This window comes from Bradyrhizobium sp. (assembly GCF_030697065.1).
Taxonomy (GTDB): Bacteria; Pseudomonadota; Alphaproteobacteria; order Rhizobiales; family Xanthobacteraceae; genus Bradyrhizobium.
This window is the reverse complement of sequence record NZ_JAUYQU010000152.1, coordinates 1-16,427: the sequence shown is the minus strand read 5'-3', so window position 1 is coordinate 16,427 and position 16,427 is coordinate 1. Positions and strand designations below refer to the sequence as shown.

General features: G+C 64.0%; 13 protein-coding genes. 7 read left to right on the top strand and 6 right to left on the bottom strand.

Translation table 11 applies throughout. The features are described from left to right. The first annotated feature begins 169 nt into the window (after nucleotides 1-169). Both Q8R73_RS12090 and Q8R73_RS12085 read left to right on the top strand, forming a co-directional pair. Entirely contained in the window at nucleotides 170-1,327 is a 1,158-nt protein-coding gene (locus Q8R73_RS12090; RefSeq protein WP_305719779.1) for an acyl-CoA dehydrogenase family protein, read from the top strand. 145 nt (nucleotides 1,328-1,472) lie between these two features. Next, on the top strand, nucleotides 1,473-2,684 hold the full coding sequence (locus Q8R73_RS12085) for an acyl-CoA dehydrogenase family protein (protein ID WP_305719778.1): 1,212 nt from the start codon (nucleotides 1,473-1,475) through the stop codon (nucleotides 2,682-2,684). A gap of 277 nt (nucleotides 2,685-2,961) precedes the next feature. On the opposite strand, the gene Q8R73_RS12080 is transcribed toward Q8R73_RS12085, so the two are convergent. After that, on the bottom strand, nucleotides 2,962-4,173 hold the full coding sequence (locus Q8R73_RS12080; protein ID WP_305719777.1) for an acyl-CoA dehydrogenase family protein: 1,212 nt from the start codon (nucleotides 4,171-4,173) through the stop codon (nucleotides 2,962-2,964). A 217-nt stretch (nucleotides 4,174-4,390) separates the two neighbouring features. On the opposite strand from Q8R73_RS12080, the gene Q8R73_RS12075 reads away from it, so the two are divergent. From Q8R73_RS12075 to Q8R73_RS12055, 5 genes are all read left to right on the top strand, one after another. Continuing rightward, nucleotides 4,391-5,041, top strand: coding sequence for a glutathione S-transferase family protein (locus Q8R73_RS12075; protein ID WP_305719776.1), 651 nt, complete (start codon nucleotides 4,391-4,393; stop codon nucleotides 5,039-5,041). Nucleotides 5,042-5,199: 158 nt separating this feature from the next. Then, nucleotides 5,200-6,021 carry an AraC family transcriptional regulator gene (locus Q8R73_RS12070; protein WP_305719775.1) on the top strand — a complete coding sequence of 274 codons (822 nt, stop codon included), beginning with the start codon at nucleotides 5,200-5,202 and terminating at the stop codon, nucleotides 6,019-6,021. Between the two features lie 114 nt (nucleotides 6,022-6,135). Then, nucleotides 6,136-7,002 (top strand): 3-keto-5-aminohexanoate cleavage protein, encoded by an 867-nt coding sequence (locus Q8R73_RS12065; RefSeq protein ID WP_305719774.1) that lies wholly within the window; start codon nucleotides 6,136-6,138, stop codon nucleotides 7,000-7,002. Nucleotides 7,003-7,123: 121 nt separating this feature from the next. After that, on the top strand, nucleotides 7,124-8,740 hold the full coding sequence (locus Q8R73_RS12060) for an acyl-CoA carboxylase subunit beta (protein WP_305719773.1): 1,617 nt from the start codon (nucleotides 7,124-7,126) through the stop codon (nucleotides 8,738-8,740). Nucleotides 8,741-8,748: 8 nt separating this feature from the next. Continuing rightward, nucleotides 8,749-10,713 carry an acetyl-CoA carboxylase biotin carboxylase subunit gene (locus tag Q8R73_RS12055; RefSeq protein ID WP_305719781.1) on the top strand — a complete coding sequence of 655 codons (1,965 nt, stop codon included), beginning with the start codon at nucleotides 8,749-8,751 and terminating at the stop codon, nucleotides 10,711-10,713. 156 nt (nucleotides 10,714-10,869) lie between these two features. On the opposite strand, the gene Q8R73_RS12050 is transcribed toward Q8R73_RS12055, so the two are convergent. The 5 genes from Q8R73_RS12050 to Q8R73_RS12030 form a co-directional block, all read right to left on the bottom strand. Next, entirely contained in the window at nucleotides 10,870-11,862 is a 993-nt protein-coding gene (locus Q8R73_RS12050) for an ABC transporter ATP-binding protein (RefSeq protein ID WP_305719772.1), read from the bottom strand. Continuing rightward, on the bottom strand, nucleotides 11,859-12,872 hold the full coding sequence (locus Q8R73_RS12045; RefSeq protein ID WP_305719771.1) for an ABC transporter ATP-binding protein: 1,014 nt from the start codon (nucleotides 12,870-12,872) through the stop codon (nucleotides 11,859-11,861). Before Q8R73_RS12045 ends, Q8R73_RS12050 begins: the two co-directional genes overlap by 4 nt. Beyond that, nucleotides 12,872-13,765, bottom strand: a complete 894-nt coding sequence (locus Q8R73_RS12040) for an ABC transporter permease (RefSeq protein ID WP_305719770.1) — start codon at nucleotides 13,763-13,765, stop codon at nucleotides 12,872-12,874. Before Q8R73_RS12040 ends, Q8R73_RS12045 begins: the two co-directional genes overlap by 1 nt. 23 nt (nucleotides 13,766-13,788) lie before the next feature. After that, nucleotides 13,789-14,736 carry an ABC transporter permease gene (locus Q8R73_RS12035; protein ID WP_305719769.1) on the bottom strand — a complete coding sequence of 316 codons (948 nt, stop codon included), beginning with the start codon at nucleotides 14,734-14,736 and terminating at the stop codon, nucleotides 13,789-13,791. 115 nt (nucleotides 14,737-14,851) lie between these two features. Then, nucleotides 14,852-16,423: an ABC transporter substrate-binding protein gene (locus tag Q8R73_RS12030; RefSeq protein ID WP_305719780.1), complete on the bottom strand. Its 1,572-nt coding sequence runs from the start codon at nucleotides 16,421-16,423 to the stop codon at nucleotides 14,852-14,854. Nucleotides 16,424-16,427: the final 4 nt, after the last annotated feature.

The following is a 16,427-nucleotide window of genomic DNA, read 5'->3' as shown; positions in this document are numbered from 1 at the left end:
CCCCCACCCCTGACCCCTCCCCACCGCTTCGCGGGGGGAGGGGAGAAGATGGCGCCGTCATTCCGGGGCGCGCGTCAGCGCGAACCCGGAATCTGGAGATGGGACGATCGAGATTCCGGGTTCGCTCGCTGAGCGAGCGCCCCGGAATGACAATGGATGGATTGGAAACATGCTCTTCACCGCCGACCACGAAGATGCCCGCAGCACGTTGCAGAAGTTCATCGCGACGGAAATCAATCCGTTTGTCGATGAATGGGAGAAGGCGGAGCAGTTTCCTTCGCACGAGCTGTTCAAGAAACTCGGCGATCTCGGCTTTCTCGGGCTCAACAAGCCCGTCGAATTCGGCGGCCAGGGGCTGGATTACAGCTATGCGCTGATGATGGCGGAGGAGCTCGGCGCGATCCATTGCGGCGGGGTACCGATGGCGATCGGGGTGCAGACCGACATGGCGACGCCGGCGCTGGCGCGGTTCGGTTCGGATGAAGTGCGGCGCGAATTCCTGGCGCCGGCGATCTCAGGCGACGCGGTGGCCTGCATCGGCGTGTCCGAGCCGGGCGCGGGCTCCGACGTCGCCTCGATCAAGACCAGCGCGCGTTCCGACGGCGACGATTACGTCATCACAGGCGGCAAGATGTGGATCACCAACGGCGTCAAGGCCGACTGGATCTGCCTGCTGGCCAACACCGGCGACGGCCCGAAGCATCGCAACAAATCACTGATTTGCGTGCCGATGAAGAGCAAGGGCGTCGAGGTCGCGCGCAAGCTCGACAAGATGGGGATGCGCTCGTCGGATACCGCGCAGATCTTCTTCGACGAGGTGAGGGTGCCGAAGCGCAACCGGATCGGCGAGGAAGGCATGGGCTTCACCTACCAGATGGTCCAGTTCCAGGAGGAGCGATTGTGGGGCGCTGCGGCCTGCCTCAAGGCGCACGAATATATCCTCGCCGAGACCATCGAATACACCCGCAATCGCAAGGCATTCGGCCAGAGCATCCTCGACAATCAGGTGGTCCATTTCAGGCTGGCGGAACTGCAGACCGAGGTCGAGCTGTTGCGCGCGCTGATCTACCGCGCCGGCGAGGCGCTGGTGGCAGGCGAGGACGTCACGCGGCTTGCCACCATGGCGAAACTGAAGGCCGGCCGGCTTGGCCGCGAACTGACCGACGCGTGCCTGCAGTTCTGGGGCGGCATGGGTTTCATGAACGAGACCCATGTCAGCCGCGCCTATCGCGACAGCCGCCTGACCTCGATCGGTGGCGGTGCGGACGAGGTGATGCTGTCGGTGCTGTGCAAGATGATGGGCACGCTGCCCGGCGCGAAGAAGTAGCAGGTCCTCATCCTGAGGAGCGGCCTCTTGGCTGCGTCTCGAAGGATGATGACCAGAACGAGCCTGCCGCCATCCTTCGAGACACCGCGCGCAAGCGCGCGCGGCTCCTCCTCAGGATGAGGATCAATCATGGATGGAGTCGACGATGTTCTACGAACAGAGCCAGAAGGTCACCGAACTCAAACATCGCGTTCAATCGTTCATGGACCGCCACGTCTATCCGAACGAAGAGCGGTTTTACAAGGAGGCCGAGGAACTCGGGCCCTGGGAGGTCTATCCTGTCGTCGAGGAGCTGAAGCCGAAGGCTCGGGAAGCCGGTCTCTGGAATTTGTTCCTGCCCGAGAGCGAGCATGGCGCCGGCCTCACCAACCTCGAATATGCACCGCTCTGCGAAGTGATGGGCCGGTCGCATCTGGCGCCCGAGCTTTTCAACTGCTCGGCGCCCGACACCGGCAACATGGAAGTGCTGGCGCGCTACGGCACGCGGGAGCATCAGGAGACGTGGCTGAAGCCGCTGCTGGCGGGCGAAATCCGCTCCTGTTTTGCGATGACCGAGCCGGCCGTGGCCTCGAGCGACGCCACCAACATTGAAAGCTCGATCGTGCGCGATGGCGACGATTACGTCATCAACGGCCGCAAATGGTACACCACCAACGCCACCGACCCGCGTTGCAAAATCTGCATTTTCATGGGCAAGACCGATCCCGACAATCCGGACCGCCATCGTCAGCAGTCAATGATCCTGGTGCCGATGGACACGCCGGGCGTGAAGGTTTTGCGGCCGATCCCGGTATTCGGCTTCTACGGCGTGCCCGACCGCGCCTCGGAAGTGGTGTTCGACAATGTCCGCGTGCCCGCCACTAACATGCTGCTCGGCGAGGGCCGCGGGTTCGAGATCGCGCAGGGCCGGCTCGGCCCCGGCCGGATTCATCACTGCATGCGGCTGATCGGGCTCGCCGAACGCACGCTGGAGAAGATGTGCGTGCGCACCCGCAGCCGCGTCGCCTTCGGCAAGCCGGTGTCGGAACAGACCGTGACGCAGGAACGCATCGCGGAATCCCGCATCATGATCGAGCAGTCGCGGCTGTTGACCCTGCATGCCGCGCACATGATGGACACGGTCGGCAACCGCGAGGCCAAGGCCGAGATCGCCATGATCAAGGTCGCGGTACCGAACATGGCCTGCCAGGTGATCGACTGGGCGATCCAGGCCCATGGCGGCGGCGGCACCAGCAATGATTTTGGATTAGCCGCGGCCTATGCGACGGCGCGGCTGTTGCGGCTGGCGGATGGGCCAGACGAAGTTCATCGCAACCAGATCGCAAGGCTGGAGTTGCGAAAGCATAGTAATGCGTAAAATTCTCACTTGTCATCGCCCGGCTTGACCGGGCGACCCAGTATTCCAGAGACGGTAATGATAGAACCGAGGGGCCTCGGCGTACTGGGTCGCCCGGTCGAGCCGGGCGATGACAGCTGTTATGATGAAACGATGGTGGCTCCCCCGTCATTGCGAGGAGCGATAGCGACGAAGCAATCCGATACTATATCTTGTGCGGAGACGGGTGCAGCCAGTCTAGCCATTCTTTGCATGGGGTTGTTTTCGATATTTTGGTGGCGGGGCATCGCAACCGTCATCACCCCGCCGTCCCATACCGCCTCAGCAGCCCGCGCCCGAGCTGCGCCAGATGCACCTGATCGGGCCCGTCGCCGAGCCGCATGAAGCGGGCGTACATGTAGGCTTCGGCCAGGAAAGTATCCTGCGAGACCCCGGCCGCGCCGTGGATCTGGATGGCGCGGTCGATGACCCGGGCGGCCATGCTGGGTACCACGACCTTTGCGGCGGCGATCATGTCGCGCGCGGATTTGTTGCCCTCGCGGTCCATCTTTTCGGCGGCGCGCAGCGTCAACAGCCGCGCCTGTTCGATCTCGCACCAGGAGTTTGCGATATCCTCGCGCACCGAGCCCTGCTCGCCGAGCGCCTTGCCGAAGGCAATTCGGGATTGCGCACGCGCACACATCAGTTCCAGTGCGCGCTGCGCGCAGCCGATCAGCCGCATGCAATGATGGATGCGGCCCGGTCCCAGACGACCCTGGGCGATTTCAAAACCGCGGCCTTCGCCGAGCAGAATATTCTCTGCGGGAACGCGGACGTTGTCGTAGACGATCTCGGGATGGCCGACCGGCGCTTCGTCATAGCCGAACACCCGCATGTCGCGAACGATGCGGACACCCGGCGTCTGCCGCGGCACCAGCACCATCGATTGCTGCAAATGCTTGTTGGGATTATCGGGATCGGTCTTGCCCATCACGATCAGGATCCTGCAGTCCTCGCTCATGGCGCCCGAGGTGAACCATTTGCGGCCGTTGATGACGTAGTCTCCGCCGTCGCGGCGGATGCTGCACTGGATGTTGGTGGCGTCGCTGGAGGCCACGTCGGGCTCGGTCATCGAGAAGGCGGAGCGGATCTCGCCCGCCAGCAGCGGCTCGAGCCAGCGCTTCTTCTGTTCGGGGGTGCCGTACAGCGACAGCACTTCCATGTTGCCGGTGTCGGGCGCCGAACAGTTGAAGATTTCCGACGCCCATGACACCCGCCCCATGATCTCGGCCAGCGGTGCATAGTCGAGATTGCCGATGCCGGCGCCATGGTCGCCGGGCAGGAACAGATTCCACAGACCCTCGGCGCGGGCGCGGCGCTTGAGGTCTTCCAGGATCGGCGGCCGGTGATGGCGATGGCCGTTGTCGACCTGCTCCTTGTAGAGGTGTTCGACGGGATAGACGTGGTTATCCATGAAGGACGACAGCTTATCCTGCAGCTCGATCGCTCTCGGACCATGTTCAAAATCCATCGCCTGGCCTTTCCTCGTTGCGGTGAGCTTGCGCCTTGCCGGCGCACCGTCTTGTGCCGACTAGCTGGTCAGCGCGTAAACGCAAGATGCCGAGGCGGGTTTTGTCAAGACTGCATGCAATGATGGCGCAAACGTTCGGATAAGTTGTGCTACCATTTGGTTCGGGACGCACGAAGCCGCGCCCATCACCATGAGAGTTGGGATAAGGGAACGCCGGATGATCACGCTCTACCACTGCCACGCCGCGCGCTCGTTCCGGCCGGTCTGGATGCTGGAAGAGATGGGGCTGCCCTATGAGCTGAAAATGCTGCCGTTCCCGCCGCGGGTGTTCGCCAAGGAATATCTCGCGATCAACCCGCTCGGCACCATTCCGTTCATGATCGACGGCGACACCAGAATGACGGAGTCCACGGGCATCTGTCACTATCTCGGCACGCGGCACGGGCCGACGCCGCTGGTGGTCGGGGTCGACGAGCCGGCCTATGGCGGGTTCCTGAACTGGATGTATTTCAGCGATGCGACGCTGACCTTCCCGCAAACGCTGGTGCTCCGCTACGCCCAGCTCGAGCCCGAGGAACGGCGCAATCCGCAGGTGGCCGGCGACTACGCCAAATGGTTTCTGGGGCGCTTGCGGGCGGTCGAGGCCGCCACGGGGAATGCGGAGACGCTCGTGGCGGGCCGGTTTACCGCGGCCGATATCGCCATCGGCTACGCGCTCCGGCTGGCCGAGAACATCGGGCTATCGAAGGATTTCGGGCCCAACGTATCCGCCTACTGGCAACGCCTGCAGGCGCGCGACGGCTACCAGCGTGCGGTCGCCGCCGAAACGCTGGCCGGCGATCAGCAGAACGTCGCGCGGCGCTCCTGAGGGATTGCCGCGCCTTCGAATACCGGCCAAATCCTGAGCAATTTCCGAACTTTATCGCGGTGACATTGGCCGCGATTTCTGTATTCTGCCGCCTGCTCCGCCAGAGAGCCCGCATCCACGCGGCAACAAGCAGACCTCGCTCCCGGGAGGGGACGGAAATGAATGACAGCGCGCGCCGGGAATCCGGCCATCTGATGCTGATTACGCCGGAGCGGGTGTTTTACGCCGGCCTGCTCGGCCGTCCGCGGCAGCGCTGTCCGGGTGCGTTTCATGTCTATGTATCGATCGAGGCGGGCCTCTGGCTCACCGCCGCGGATGGCCGCGAAAGCTACGGCGAACTGGCTGTGGTGCCGCCCAACCTGCGCCATACCATTGCCAGCGACCACCGTTCGGTGATCTGCCTCGTCATCGAACCGGAAAGCGTCCGCGAGGGCGCGTTCGAGGAATTGGCGGCGCGGCTTTCGGGAGCCGCTGCACCGTTCTTTGCGCAACGCTTCCGGGCCGCCTATCGTGCGCTGCAGCAGCGCCAGCATGGCGACGACATCAGCAACACCGAACTCGACACCATGTGCTTCGGCGAGCCACTGCCGGCGCGCTCACTGGATCCGCGCGTCATCAAATCGATCGTGCAGATCGGCCGGTTCTGCGGCGATCCGGTGACGGCGGCGAGCTGTGCCGCGGAGGCCGGACTTTCCTCGTCGCGCTTTCTGCATCTCTTCAAGCAGGAGACCGGCATCTCGTTCCGGGCGTTCCGGGCCTGGAAGCGCGCGCGGCATCTGTTGCACTTCGCCAACCAGGATCTCAACCTCGCGCATCTGGCGCAGGACATCGGCTATCCCGATTCCACCCATTTCAGCCATTCGATCCGCCGGTTCTATGGATTGAAGCCGCGCGCGATCTTCTCGGGTTCGCGGGATCTGGCGATCTACCGCAGCGACGCCGGCGCGCCCCTTGCCGGCCTGCGCCAGGGGCGGGCCTGAGGTCGGACTGGCGATAGCGCATTGACGCAAGAAGCCGGACACCACGGGCCGCATGATCCGCCGCGAAGATGGGGCGCGCGCGCCGTGCAACCTGAACCGATCGAAGGCTGATCCATGAGCGACAAGGCTGTCATCACCTGCGCGCTGAACGGCGTGCTGACCGACCCGAAGCAGCATCATGTCCCGGTCACGCCGGAGGAAATGGCGCGCGAGGCGAAAGCGGCCTTCGACGCCGGCGCCAGCGTGATGCACATCCATCTGCGCCAGCAGGCGCCGGGCCAGGGACATCTGCCATCCTGGGAAGTCGCGGTGTCGCGCGAGATCCAGCAGGCGATCCGCGAGGCCTGCCCCGGCGTCATCATCAACCACACCACGGGAACCTCCGGACCCAACTACCAGGGCGCGCTCGATTGTGTGCGCGAGACCAAACCCGAGATGGCGGCTTGCAACGCCGGATCGCTGAATTATCTGAAAGTAAAGGCCGACAACACCTGGGCCTGGCCGCCGATGATGTTCGATAACGCGGTCGAAAAGGTGCAGGACTATCTCGACGTCATGAAAGACGCCAACACGCTTCCCGAATTCGAATGCTTCGACGTCGGCATCGTGCGTTGCGTGGGGATGTACCGGCAGACCGGGATGTATGCCGGACCGCTGGAATACAATTTCGTTATGGGCGTTGCCTCCGGCATGCCGGCCGATCCGGAATTGCTGCCGATCCTGCTCAAGCTGAAACTGCCCGAAGCCAACTGGCAGGTTACCGCGATCGGCCGCGCCGAGATCTGGCCGCTGCATCAGCGCTGTGCCGATCTCGGCGGTCATTTGCGTACCGGGCTGGAGGATACCTTTTATCAGCCGGACGGCGCCAAGGTGACATCGAACGGCCAATTGATCGAAAGCATCGCGACATGCGCGCGCAACGCCGGCCGCGCGATCGCCAGCCCTGCGGAAGCGCGGCAGATTTTCGGGATCGGGCACTGAACATATTGTCATTCCGGGGCATCGCGCAGCGATGAACCCGGAGTCTCGAGATTCCGGGCCTGCGCCTCTGGTCGGCAGTTGCCGACCGATGGCGCGTTCCGGATGACGAGCAGGAGAATTTATGGCCATTATCGAATCCACCATCGCAACCGGCAGTGCTGCCTACAAGGCCAATCGCGACGGCATGCTGACCTTGATTGAGCGCATGCGCGGCCTCGAAGAGCGCGCGCGCGCGGCGTCGGCCGCCGCCAAGGAGCGGTTTCACAAGCGCGGACAGTTGCTGCCGCGCGAGCGGGTGGCGCTGGTGCTCGATCCCGGTACGCCCTTCATCGAACTGTCGACACTGGCCGGCTACATGTTCGATGTGCCCGACGCCGACAAAAGCGTTCCCGGCGGCGGGCTGATCGCCGGCATTGGTTTCGTCGCTGGCATCCGCTGCATGGTTTCAGCCAACGATTCCGGTATCGATGCCGGCGCGCTGCAGCCCTACGGTCTCGACAAGACGCTGCGGGTGCAGGAGATGGCGCTGGAGAACAGGCTGCCTTACGTGCAACTGGTCGAAAGTGCCGGCGCCAATCTGCTGCGTTACCGCGTCGAGGATTTCATTCGGGGCGGCAACATCTTCCGCAATCTGGCGCGGCTTTCGGCGGCGGGGCTGCCGGTGGTGACGGTGACGCACGGCTCGTCGACTGCGGGCGGCGCCTATCAGACCGGATTGTCGGATTACATCGTGATGGTGCGCGGACGCACCCGCGCCTTTCAGGCCGGCCCGCCGCTGCTGAAGGCGGCAACGGGCGAGATTGCGACGGAGGAAGAACTCGGCGGCGCCGAAATGCACACCAGCATTTCCGGCCTCGGCGACTATTTGGCGGAGGACGACCGAGATGCGCTGCGGATCGCCCGCGAAATCATGGGCAATCTGCAGTGGGACCGGCCGGGCCTGGACCGGACCTCGCACCGCCCGCCGCGGCATGATCCGGAAGAACTGCTCGGCATCATGCCGATGGACCACAAGCGGCCGGTCGATATGCGCCAGGCCATCGCCCGCTTCATCGACGATTCCGATTTCACCGAGTTCGGCGCCCTTTACGGCCCCGCCACGGTATGCGGCCATGCCCGCATCGAGGGCCATGCGATCGGCATCATTACCAACAATGGTCCGCTCGATGTTCCCGGCGCCAACAAGGCGACGCATTTCATCCAGGCCTGCTGCCAGTCGCGCACGCCGCTGCTCTATCTCAACAACACCACCGGCTACATGGTAGGCCGCGCCTATGAAGAGGCCGGCATGATCAAGCACGGCTCGAAGATGATCCAGGCGGTGACCTCCGCCACGGTGCCGCAGATCACGATCTATTGCGGCGCGTCGTTCGGCGCCGGCAATTACGGCATGTGCGGCCGCGGCTTCCATCCGCGCTTCTGCTTCTCCTGGCCCAATGCCAGGACCGCGGTGATGGGCGGCGAGCAGGCCGCCGAAACCATGGCGATCGTCACCGAAGCCGCCGCCGTCAGGCGCGGCAAGCCGATCGAGCGGGAAAAGATCGATGCGATGAAGGCGCAGATCACGGGCGTGTTCGATAGCCAGATGGATGTGTTCTCGACCAGCGCCCGGGTGCTCGACGACGGCGTGATCGATCCGCGCGATACCCGCAGCGTCTTGAGCGAAGTGCTCGCGATCTGCCGCGAGGCCGAGGCCCGCAATCCCCAGCGCATGCAATTCTCGGTCGCGCGGCCATGAAGGTTGAGATGAAGCCGACGCCGTTCTCGAAGATACTGATCGCCAACCGCGGCGAGATCGCATTGCGGATCATGCGCACCGCGCGCCGCCTCGGCTACGGCGTGGTCGCGGTCTATTCCGACGCCGACCGCGATGCCCTGCATGTGCGCGGGGCTGACGAGGCCATTCGCATCGGCGAGGCGCTGCCTTCTCAATCATACCTGAACATCGAGGCGATCATTGCTGTGGCGAGGGCCAGCGGCGCCGACGCGGTCCATCCCGGCTACGGTTTTCTCGCCGAGAACGAGGGCTTTGCGCAGGCCTGCCGCGATGCCGGCCTGGTGTTCATCGGGCCGTCGCCCGATTCCATCAAGGCGATGGGCAACAAGGCCGGCGCCAAGGAGATCATGCTGGCGGCAGGCGTGCCCTGCGTGCCCGGCTATCAGGGCGCCGACCAGAGCGACGCCGTGATGCTGGCCGAGGCCGGCAGCATCGGCTTTCCCGTGATGATCAAGGCTGTTGCCGGCGGCGGCGGCCGCGGCATGCGGCTGGTCGCGGATGCGGCAGCGTTTCCGGATGCGCTACGCAGCGCGCGTTCGGAGGCGCAAGGTGCTTTCGGCGATCCCACCGTCATTCTGGAGCGCGCCATCGCCGATCCCCGTCACATCGAAATCCAGGTGTTCGGCGATCGCCATGGCAACGCCATCCATCTCGGCGAGCGCGACTGTTCGGTGCAGCGCCGGCACCAGAAACTGATCGAGGAAGCGCCGTCGCCAGCGGTGTCGCCGGAGTTGCGGGCGCGGATGGGCGCGGTCGCGGTCGCCGCCGTCCAGTCTATCGGATACGAGGGCGCCGGCACGCTGGAATTCTTGCTCGATGGATCGGGCGAATTCTATTTCATGGAGATGAACACCAGGCTGCAGGTCGAGCATCCCGTCACCGAGGCGATAACCGGGCTTGACCTGGTCGAACTGCAATTACGGGTCGCGAGCGGCGAGCCGCTCGGGCTGAAGCAGGACGAGATAGGATTTTCAGGGCATGCCATCGAGGTGCGGCTCTGTTCCGAGGATGCGGCGCATGACTTCATGCCGCAATCCGGCCGCATGGCGCTGTGGCAGATGCCGGATGAAATACGCGTCGAGCACGCGCTGCAATCCGGTTCGGACATTCCGCCGTTCTACGATTCGATGATCGCCAAGCTGATCAGCCATGGCGAAAGCCGGGACGAGGCGCGGCGGCAGCTCATTTCCGGCCTCGAACAGACCGCCGCATTCGGCGTGACCACCAACCAGGCCTTTCTCGCCGCCTGCCTGGCGCATCCCACGTTCTGCAGCGGCGAAGCGACCACGGCTTTCATCGCCACGCATCGCGACGAGTTGCTGGCGCCGCGCGCGGACGCTGCTTCGGAGGCGGCGCTGGCGGCGGTGCTGCTCTACGTCACCGATCGCTTTGCGTCACCGTGGCGCAGCGGGCGAACGCTGGCGGCGGGATTTCCAATGCCTGCCCGTGTCGAGCTCGATCATGGCATACATGAACTCGAAGTCGGTCGCGAGCGCGATGGCGGCTATCTCGCCACCCTCGAAAACACGCCGTACCGGATCGAGATTCACGCGCTTGATGACGGTCGCATTCGCTTCAGCAGCAATGGCCTGATGGAATCGGCGAAGTTCCTTCGCGATGGCGACAGGCTGTTCATTCTGCATCGTGGCATCACGTTGATCGTCCGCGACCTCACCCTGATGGCGCCCGCCACGGCGGCGTCAAACGGCGGCGACGGCAAGGTCCGCGCGGCCATGAACGGCCGCGTGGTGGCGTTACTGGTCAAGCCGGGTGAGAAGGTCACTGCCGGTCAGCCTGTCATGACGCTGGAAGCGATGAAGATGGAGCACGTTCACACCGCCGGGATAGCGGGCACGATTACGGCGATCGATGTCGCGGAAGGCGAACAGGTGACGACGGGGAAGATCGTGGTCGAGATCGACGCGGGGAAGTGAGGAACCATCGTCGTCCCGGCCAAGCGAGCGTAGCAAGCGCCGAGCCGGGACCCATACCGCGTGATCTTTCGATTGTGGCAAACCGTTCGACTACCAACCGCGCCCACAGCCACCTGTGGTTATGGATCCCTGCGTTCGCAGGGACGACGAGGGATGTTACAACTCCCGCCCCGTCCCCTCATTGAGCCAGCACGCCACCTGATGCTTCGCGCTGGCTTCCTCCAGCACCGGCGTATCCACCTTGCAGCGGTCCATCACATAGCGGCAGCGGGTATGAAACGCGCAGCCGGAGGGCGGGTTGATCGGGCTCGGCACGTCGCCGTCGATCATCGGCTTCAGCGTCTTTTTTTTCGGGTCCGCCACCGGCACCGAGGCCAGCAGGGCCTGGGTATAGGGATGCCTCGGGTTGGCGAACAGTTCGGCCTTCTCGGCGATCTCGACGATACGGCCGAGATACATCACGGCGACGCGGTGGCTGATATGGGCCACGACGGCGAGATCGTGGGCGATGAACAGATAGGAGAAGCCGTGCCTGCGCTGCAGGTCGATCAACAGATTGATCACCTGGGCCTGGATCGAGACGTCGAGCGCGGAAACCGGCTCGTCGCACACGATCAGGTCGGGCCCGAGCGACAGCGCGCGGGCGATGCAGATGCGCTGGCGCTGGCCGCCTGAGAACTGGTGCGGATAGTTCTGCATCTGGTCGGCCCGCAAGCCGACCTGGTCGAACAGTTCCGCGACCCGCTCGCGCCGTTTCTCTCCGGTCGCAAGGCCATGGACGCTGAGCGGTTCACCGACGATATCGCCCGCCGTCATGCGTGGATTGAGCGAGGCGAACGGATCCTGGAAGATAATCTGCATCGAGCGCCGATGCTCGCGCAGATCGGCCTTACCGAGATGGGTGATATCGAGGCCGTTGAGTTGGATGCTGCCGCTGGTCGGCTCGACCAGCCGCAGAATGGCGCGTGCCACCGTCGATTTGCCGCAGCCGGATTCCCCGACCATCCCGAGGGTTTCCCCGACGCCGACCGTGAAGCTGACGCCATCGACGGCATGTACCGTGCCGACGCGGCGGCGCAGCACACCGCCGCGCACCGCATAATGCTTGACGAGGTCGGTGACTTCGAGCAGCGGGGTTGCGTCGGTCATGGCGTTTCCGCCGTTTCCGCGGCGCGCCAGCACGCCGCAAGATGATGGCCGCCCCAGTCCTGCAACGGCGGATATTCGACGCGACAGCGTTCGATAGCCAGGCCGCAGCGCGGCGCGAAGGCGCAGCCCGGCGGCAAATTGGTCAGCGACGGCACCATGCCTGGAATTTCGACCAGCCGCGCGTCGGAGTTGGAGCCGAACGTCGCCACCGCCGGCATCGATGCCATCAGGCCGCGGGTGTAGGGATGCCTGGGATTCTCGAACAGCGCCTCGACCGTGGCCTCCTCGACCTTCTTGCCGGCATACATCACGATGACGCGTTGCGCGGTCTGCGCGACCACGCCGAGGTCGTGGGTGATCAGGATCAGCCCGGTGCCGAGTTCCTTCTGCAGTTCGACGATCAGTGTCAGGATCTGGGCCTGGATCGTGACATCCAGTGCCGTGGTCGGCTCGTCCGCGATCAGAAGCGCCGGCCGGCACGCCAGCGCCATCGCGATCATGGCGCGCTGGCGCATGCCGCCGGAGAGCTGATGCGGGTATTCCCGCGCCCGCTGCTCGGGCTCGGGAATCCGGACCAGCCGGAGCATCTCGACGGCCTTGTTCCAGGCCTCCCTGGCGGTCAGCTTGCGGTGCAGGCGAACCGCCTCGGTGATCTGGTCGCCGATCCGTATGACCGGGTTGAGCGAGGTCATCGGCTCCTGGAAGATCATCGAGATGCGGTTGCCGCGGATCGCGCGCATCTCGGCCTCGTCGAGACCGAGCAGGTCGGTGCCTTCGAGCGCCACCGAGCCGCCGACGATCCGGCCCGGCGGATCCGGCACCAGCCGCATGATCGACAGCGCGGTCACGCTCTTGCCGCAACCGGACTCGCCGACGATAGCCAGCGTCTCGCCGCGGCGAACGCTGAACGAGACGTCGTCGACCGCCTTGAACAGTCCCGAATTGGTGAAGAACACCGTCTGCAGGTTCTTCACGTCGAGAACCATATCTTCCGCTGGAAAATCCTTCATCAGCCGCGCTGCCTCGGGTCGAGAATATCGCGCAGAGCGTCGCCGAACAGATTGGTGCCGAATACCGCCAGGCTGATCGCAATCCCGGGGAAGATCACCAGCCACGGCGCGGTGCGAACATATTCCGCCGCCGATTCCGACAGCATGCGGCCCCATGACGGATAGGGCTCGGGAATGCCGAGCCCCAGAAACGACAGCGAGGCCTCGGTGAGAATGGTGGAGCCGAGCTGCGCCGTTGCCAGCACGATCAGCGGCGCCAGCGTGTTGGGCAGCACGTGGCGCAGCGCGATCCGGGTTTCGCTCATGCCGATCGATTTCGCGGCCTCGATGAACGGCAGCTCGCGCAGCGCCAGCGTGTTGGCGCGGATCACGCGGGCGACGGTGGGGATCAGCGGGATCGCGATCGCGATGATGACGTTCGGCAGCGACGGCCCCAGCGCCGCCGTCATCACCAGCGCCAGCACCAATAGCGGCAGCGCCTGCAGGATATCGGTGATGCGCTGGAATACCAGATCGACCCAGCCGGACAGATAACCGGAAGCGAGGCCGACGATCACGCCGATCGACGAGCCGAGCAGGGTGGAGCCGACGCCGACGGCGAGCGAAATGCGGGCGCCATGGACGATCCGGCTCCAGACGTCGCGACCGAAAGAGTCGGTCCCCAGCCAGTGCTGCGCGCTGGGAGGCGCCAGGCGCTGCATCGAATCGACGGAGAGCGGGTCGTAACGGCCGATGAAATCGGCCAGCAGCGCTGCCAGCACGAACAGCACCATGATGACGAGGCCGATGGCGCCAAGCATGTGGCGCCGTGCCAGGTACGTCAGCTTGCGCCAGCCATGGGTCGAATGGGCGCCGGCGCGTCGCAGTTCGTTATCGTAGTTGATGACGGCCAATCGCTGTCTCCAAATCCTGAAAATCAGTCTGTGTAGCGAATGCGGGGATCGATCGCGGCGTAGAGCATGTCGACGGTGAAGTTGGTGACCACGACGACCAGTGCGATCAGCATGACCAGGTTCTGCACGATCGGATAGTCGCGCCAGCGGATCGCCTCGACCAGGAAGCGGGCGACGCCCGGGATATTGAACACGGTCTCGGTGACGATCAGCCCGCCGATCAGGAACGCAGCCTCGATGCCGATCACGGTGATGACGGGCAGCACGGCGTTCTTCAGTGCATGGTGATAATTGACGGATGCTTCGGACGCGCCCTTGGCGCGGGCGGTGCGGATATAATCCTGCCGCAATATTTCGAGCATCGATGAGCGGGTGATCCGCATGGTCAGCGCGGCGCTGCGAAAGCCGACCGCCATCGCCGGAACGGCGTAGATCGCGAACGCCTCGGTCCAGGTGGCCGGGTTCGGGTTGAAGATCGGCATGGTGCCGAACATCGATACCGACGCCATCAGGATCAGGAGGCCGAGCCAGAACGACGGCAGCGACAGACCGCTCAGGCTGACGACGCGCAGCGCATAATCCAGCCGGGTGCCCTGCTTCACCGCGCTGATGACGCCGAGCGGAATGCCGATCGCGGCGGAGAACAGCAGCGCAAGGGCGGCCAGCTTTGCGGTGATCGGGATCCGCGGCAGGATCTCCTGCAGCGCCGGTTTCTCGGACACGTAGGAATAGCCGAGGTCGCCCTGCAGCAGGCCGCCGATCCATTGCAGATATTGCACGAAGATCGGCTGGTCGAGGCCGAGTTCCTTCTCAAGGTTGGCCTTGTCGGCCTGGTCGACGAAGCCCGCCGCGTCGAACAGGATGTCGACGATGTTGCCGGGCACGATACGCAGCAGCACAAAGATGATGACCGAGATCCCGAACAGGGTCACCAGCATCAGGACGAGGCGCCGCACGATATAGGCAAACAACGGGCTGCTCCTGTCGGCGCGAATTCCGCAACGGTGGACGGCGTCATGCGGCCGGAATATGCGCAAAAACGAGAGGCCGGCGGGCTGCGCCCGCCGCGATTGGCGGCAGGAGAGACTACTTGTCCATCCAGAGGTCCTCGTACCGGTAGCCATTGTAGGAGCTGTTCACCATGATGGTGACGCCCTTGACATAAGGCTGCCAGCACGAGCCCGAGCGGCCGTGGTAGATGATCGGACGGGCGACGTCCTCCTGCAGCTTCTTGTCGATTTCCCACACCAGCTTCTTGCGCTTGGCCACATCGGTCTCGACCGACTGCTGATCGAACAGCTTCTCGATCTCCTTGTTGCAGTAGTTGGTATAGTTCCGCTCCGAGCCGCAGGAATAGTTCTCGAAGAACGACTGGTCGGGATCGTCGACCGCATTGCCGGTCAGGTTGAGGCCGAGCGCATAATCCTTGCGCGCCACCTTGGAGAACCAGTTGGCGGTTTCCACCACTTCAAGCTCGCCGTCGATATGGATGCTCTTGAGCTGGTCGATCAGGATGATGGCGGGGTCGCGGTAGATCGGAATGTTGCGGGTGGCGACCTTGACGGCCAGGCGCTTCTCGGGTCCATAGCCCGCCTTCACCATCAGCTTGCGGGCCTCCTCGCGGTTGGCGTTGATGTCGGGGCCGTAGCCCGGAATCGTCTCCAGCATTTCCTTCGGCATGGCCCACAATCCGCCCGGGGCGGGAAGCATGGTGCCGCCGATATCGGCCTGGCCTTCGAACAGGATCGAAACGAACGCCTTGCGGTCGATCGCCAGCGCCATCGCCCGGCGAATATCGAGATTGTCGAACGGTGGTGACGACGAGTTGACGATGATGTTGGTGGAGACGTTGATCGGCTCGACGACGCACACGGCCTTTGGCGCCTGCGTCTTGACGTCCTTGAGCAGCGGAATCGACACTTCGGTCGGGAAGGTCATGTCGAACTGGCCGGAGATGAATCCGAGAATGGCGGTCGAGCGGTTGGTGATGATGGTGTATTCGATGCCGTCGAGGTGCGGCAGGCCCTTTTTCCAGTAGTCCGGATTGCGCGTGATCTTGATGGATTCGTTGGCCTTGAACTCGACGAACTTGAACGGACCGGTGCCGGTCGGCTTGGTGCGCATGTCGCCGGGCGAGACGTGGCAGGGATACACCGGCGTATAGCCGGAAGCGAGCAGCGCCAGCAGCGACGGTTGCGGCCGCGTCAGGTTGAACGCGACCTCGAAATCGCCTTTCGGCGTGACGTCGACGACCTCGCTGTACCAGGACTTGCGCGGGTTCTTGCGGAACTTCTGCTGGGATTTGCCCATCAGCATGTCGAATGTGCATTTGACGTCGGCGGATGTGAACGGCTTGCCGTCGTGCCACTTGACGCCCTGCCGGAGCTTGAAGCTGAGCGTTTTCCTGTCATCGCTCCAGGCCCAGCTCTCCGCGAGATCCGGCACGATCGAGTCCATGGAGTTCTGCGCCACGTCCTGCTTGTATATGACGAGGTTGTTGAAGATCGGCATGAAGGGAATGTTGACCGAATAGGTCGCCTCTTCATGGATCGAGGCACTGGCCGGACTGTCGCGGTGATAGACCTTGAGGATGCCGCCCTTCTTGGGCTCGGCAGCCAACGCAGCCACGTTGAAAGCTGCAAAAAAAGACAATGCCACGGCC

What these genes read in the sequence shown, in the direction of transcription:
- Q8R73_RS12090 (WP_305719779.1), top strand. Translation starts at nt 170, where the DNA reads ATGCTCTTCACCGCCGACCACGAAGATGCCCGCAGCACGTTGCAGAAG.
- Q8R73_RS12085 (WP_305719778.1), top strand. Translation starts at nt 1,473, where the DNA reads ATGTTCTACGAACAGAGCCAGAAGGTCACCGAACTCAAACATCGCGTT.
- Q8R73_RS12080 (WP_305719777.1), bottom strand. Translation starts at nt 4,173, where the DNA reads ATGGATTTTGAACATGGTCCGAGAGCGATCGAGCTGCAGGATAAGCTG.
- Q8R73_RS12075 (WP_305719776.1), top strand. Translation starts at nt 4,391, where the DNA reads ATGATCACGCTCTACCACTGCCACGCCGCGCGCTCGTTCCGGCCGGTC.
- Q8R73_RS12070 (WP_305719775.1), top strand. Translation starts at nt 5,200, where the DNA reads ATGAATGACAGCGCGCGCCGGGAATCCGGCCATCTGATGCTGATTACG.
- Q8R73_RS12065 (WP_305719774.1), top strand. Translation starts at nt 6,136, where the DNA reads ATGAGCGACAAGGCTGTCATCACCTGCGCGCTGAACGGCGTGCTGACC.
- Q8R73_RS12060 (WP_305719773.1), top strand. Translation starts at nt 7,124, where the DNA reads ATGGCCATTATCGAATCCACCATCGCAACCGGCAGTGCTGCCTACAAG.
- Q8R73_RS12055 (WP_305719781.1), top strand. Translation starts at nt 8,749, where the DNA reads ATGAAGCCGACGCCGTTCTCGAAGATACTGATCGCCAACCGCGGCGAG.
- Q8R73_RS12050 (WP_305719772.1), bottom strand. Translation starts at nt 11,862, where the DNA reads ATGACCGACGCAACCCCGCTGCTCGAAGTCACCGACCTCGTCAAGCAT.
- Q8R73_RS12045 (WP_305719771.1), bottom strand. Translation starts at nt 12,872, where the DNA reads ATGAAGGATTTTCCAGCGGAAGATATGGTTCTCGACGTGAAGAACCTG.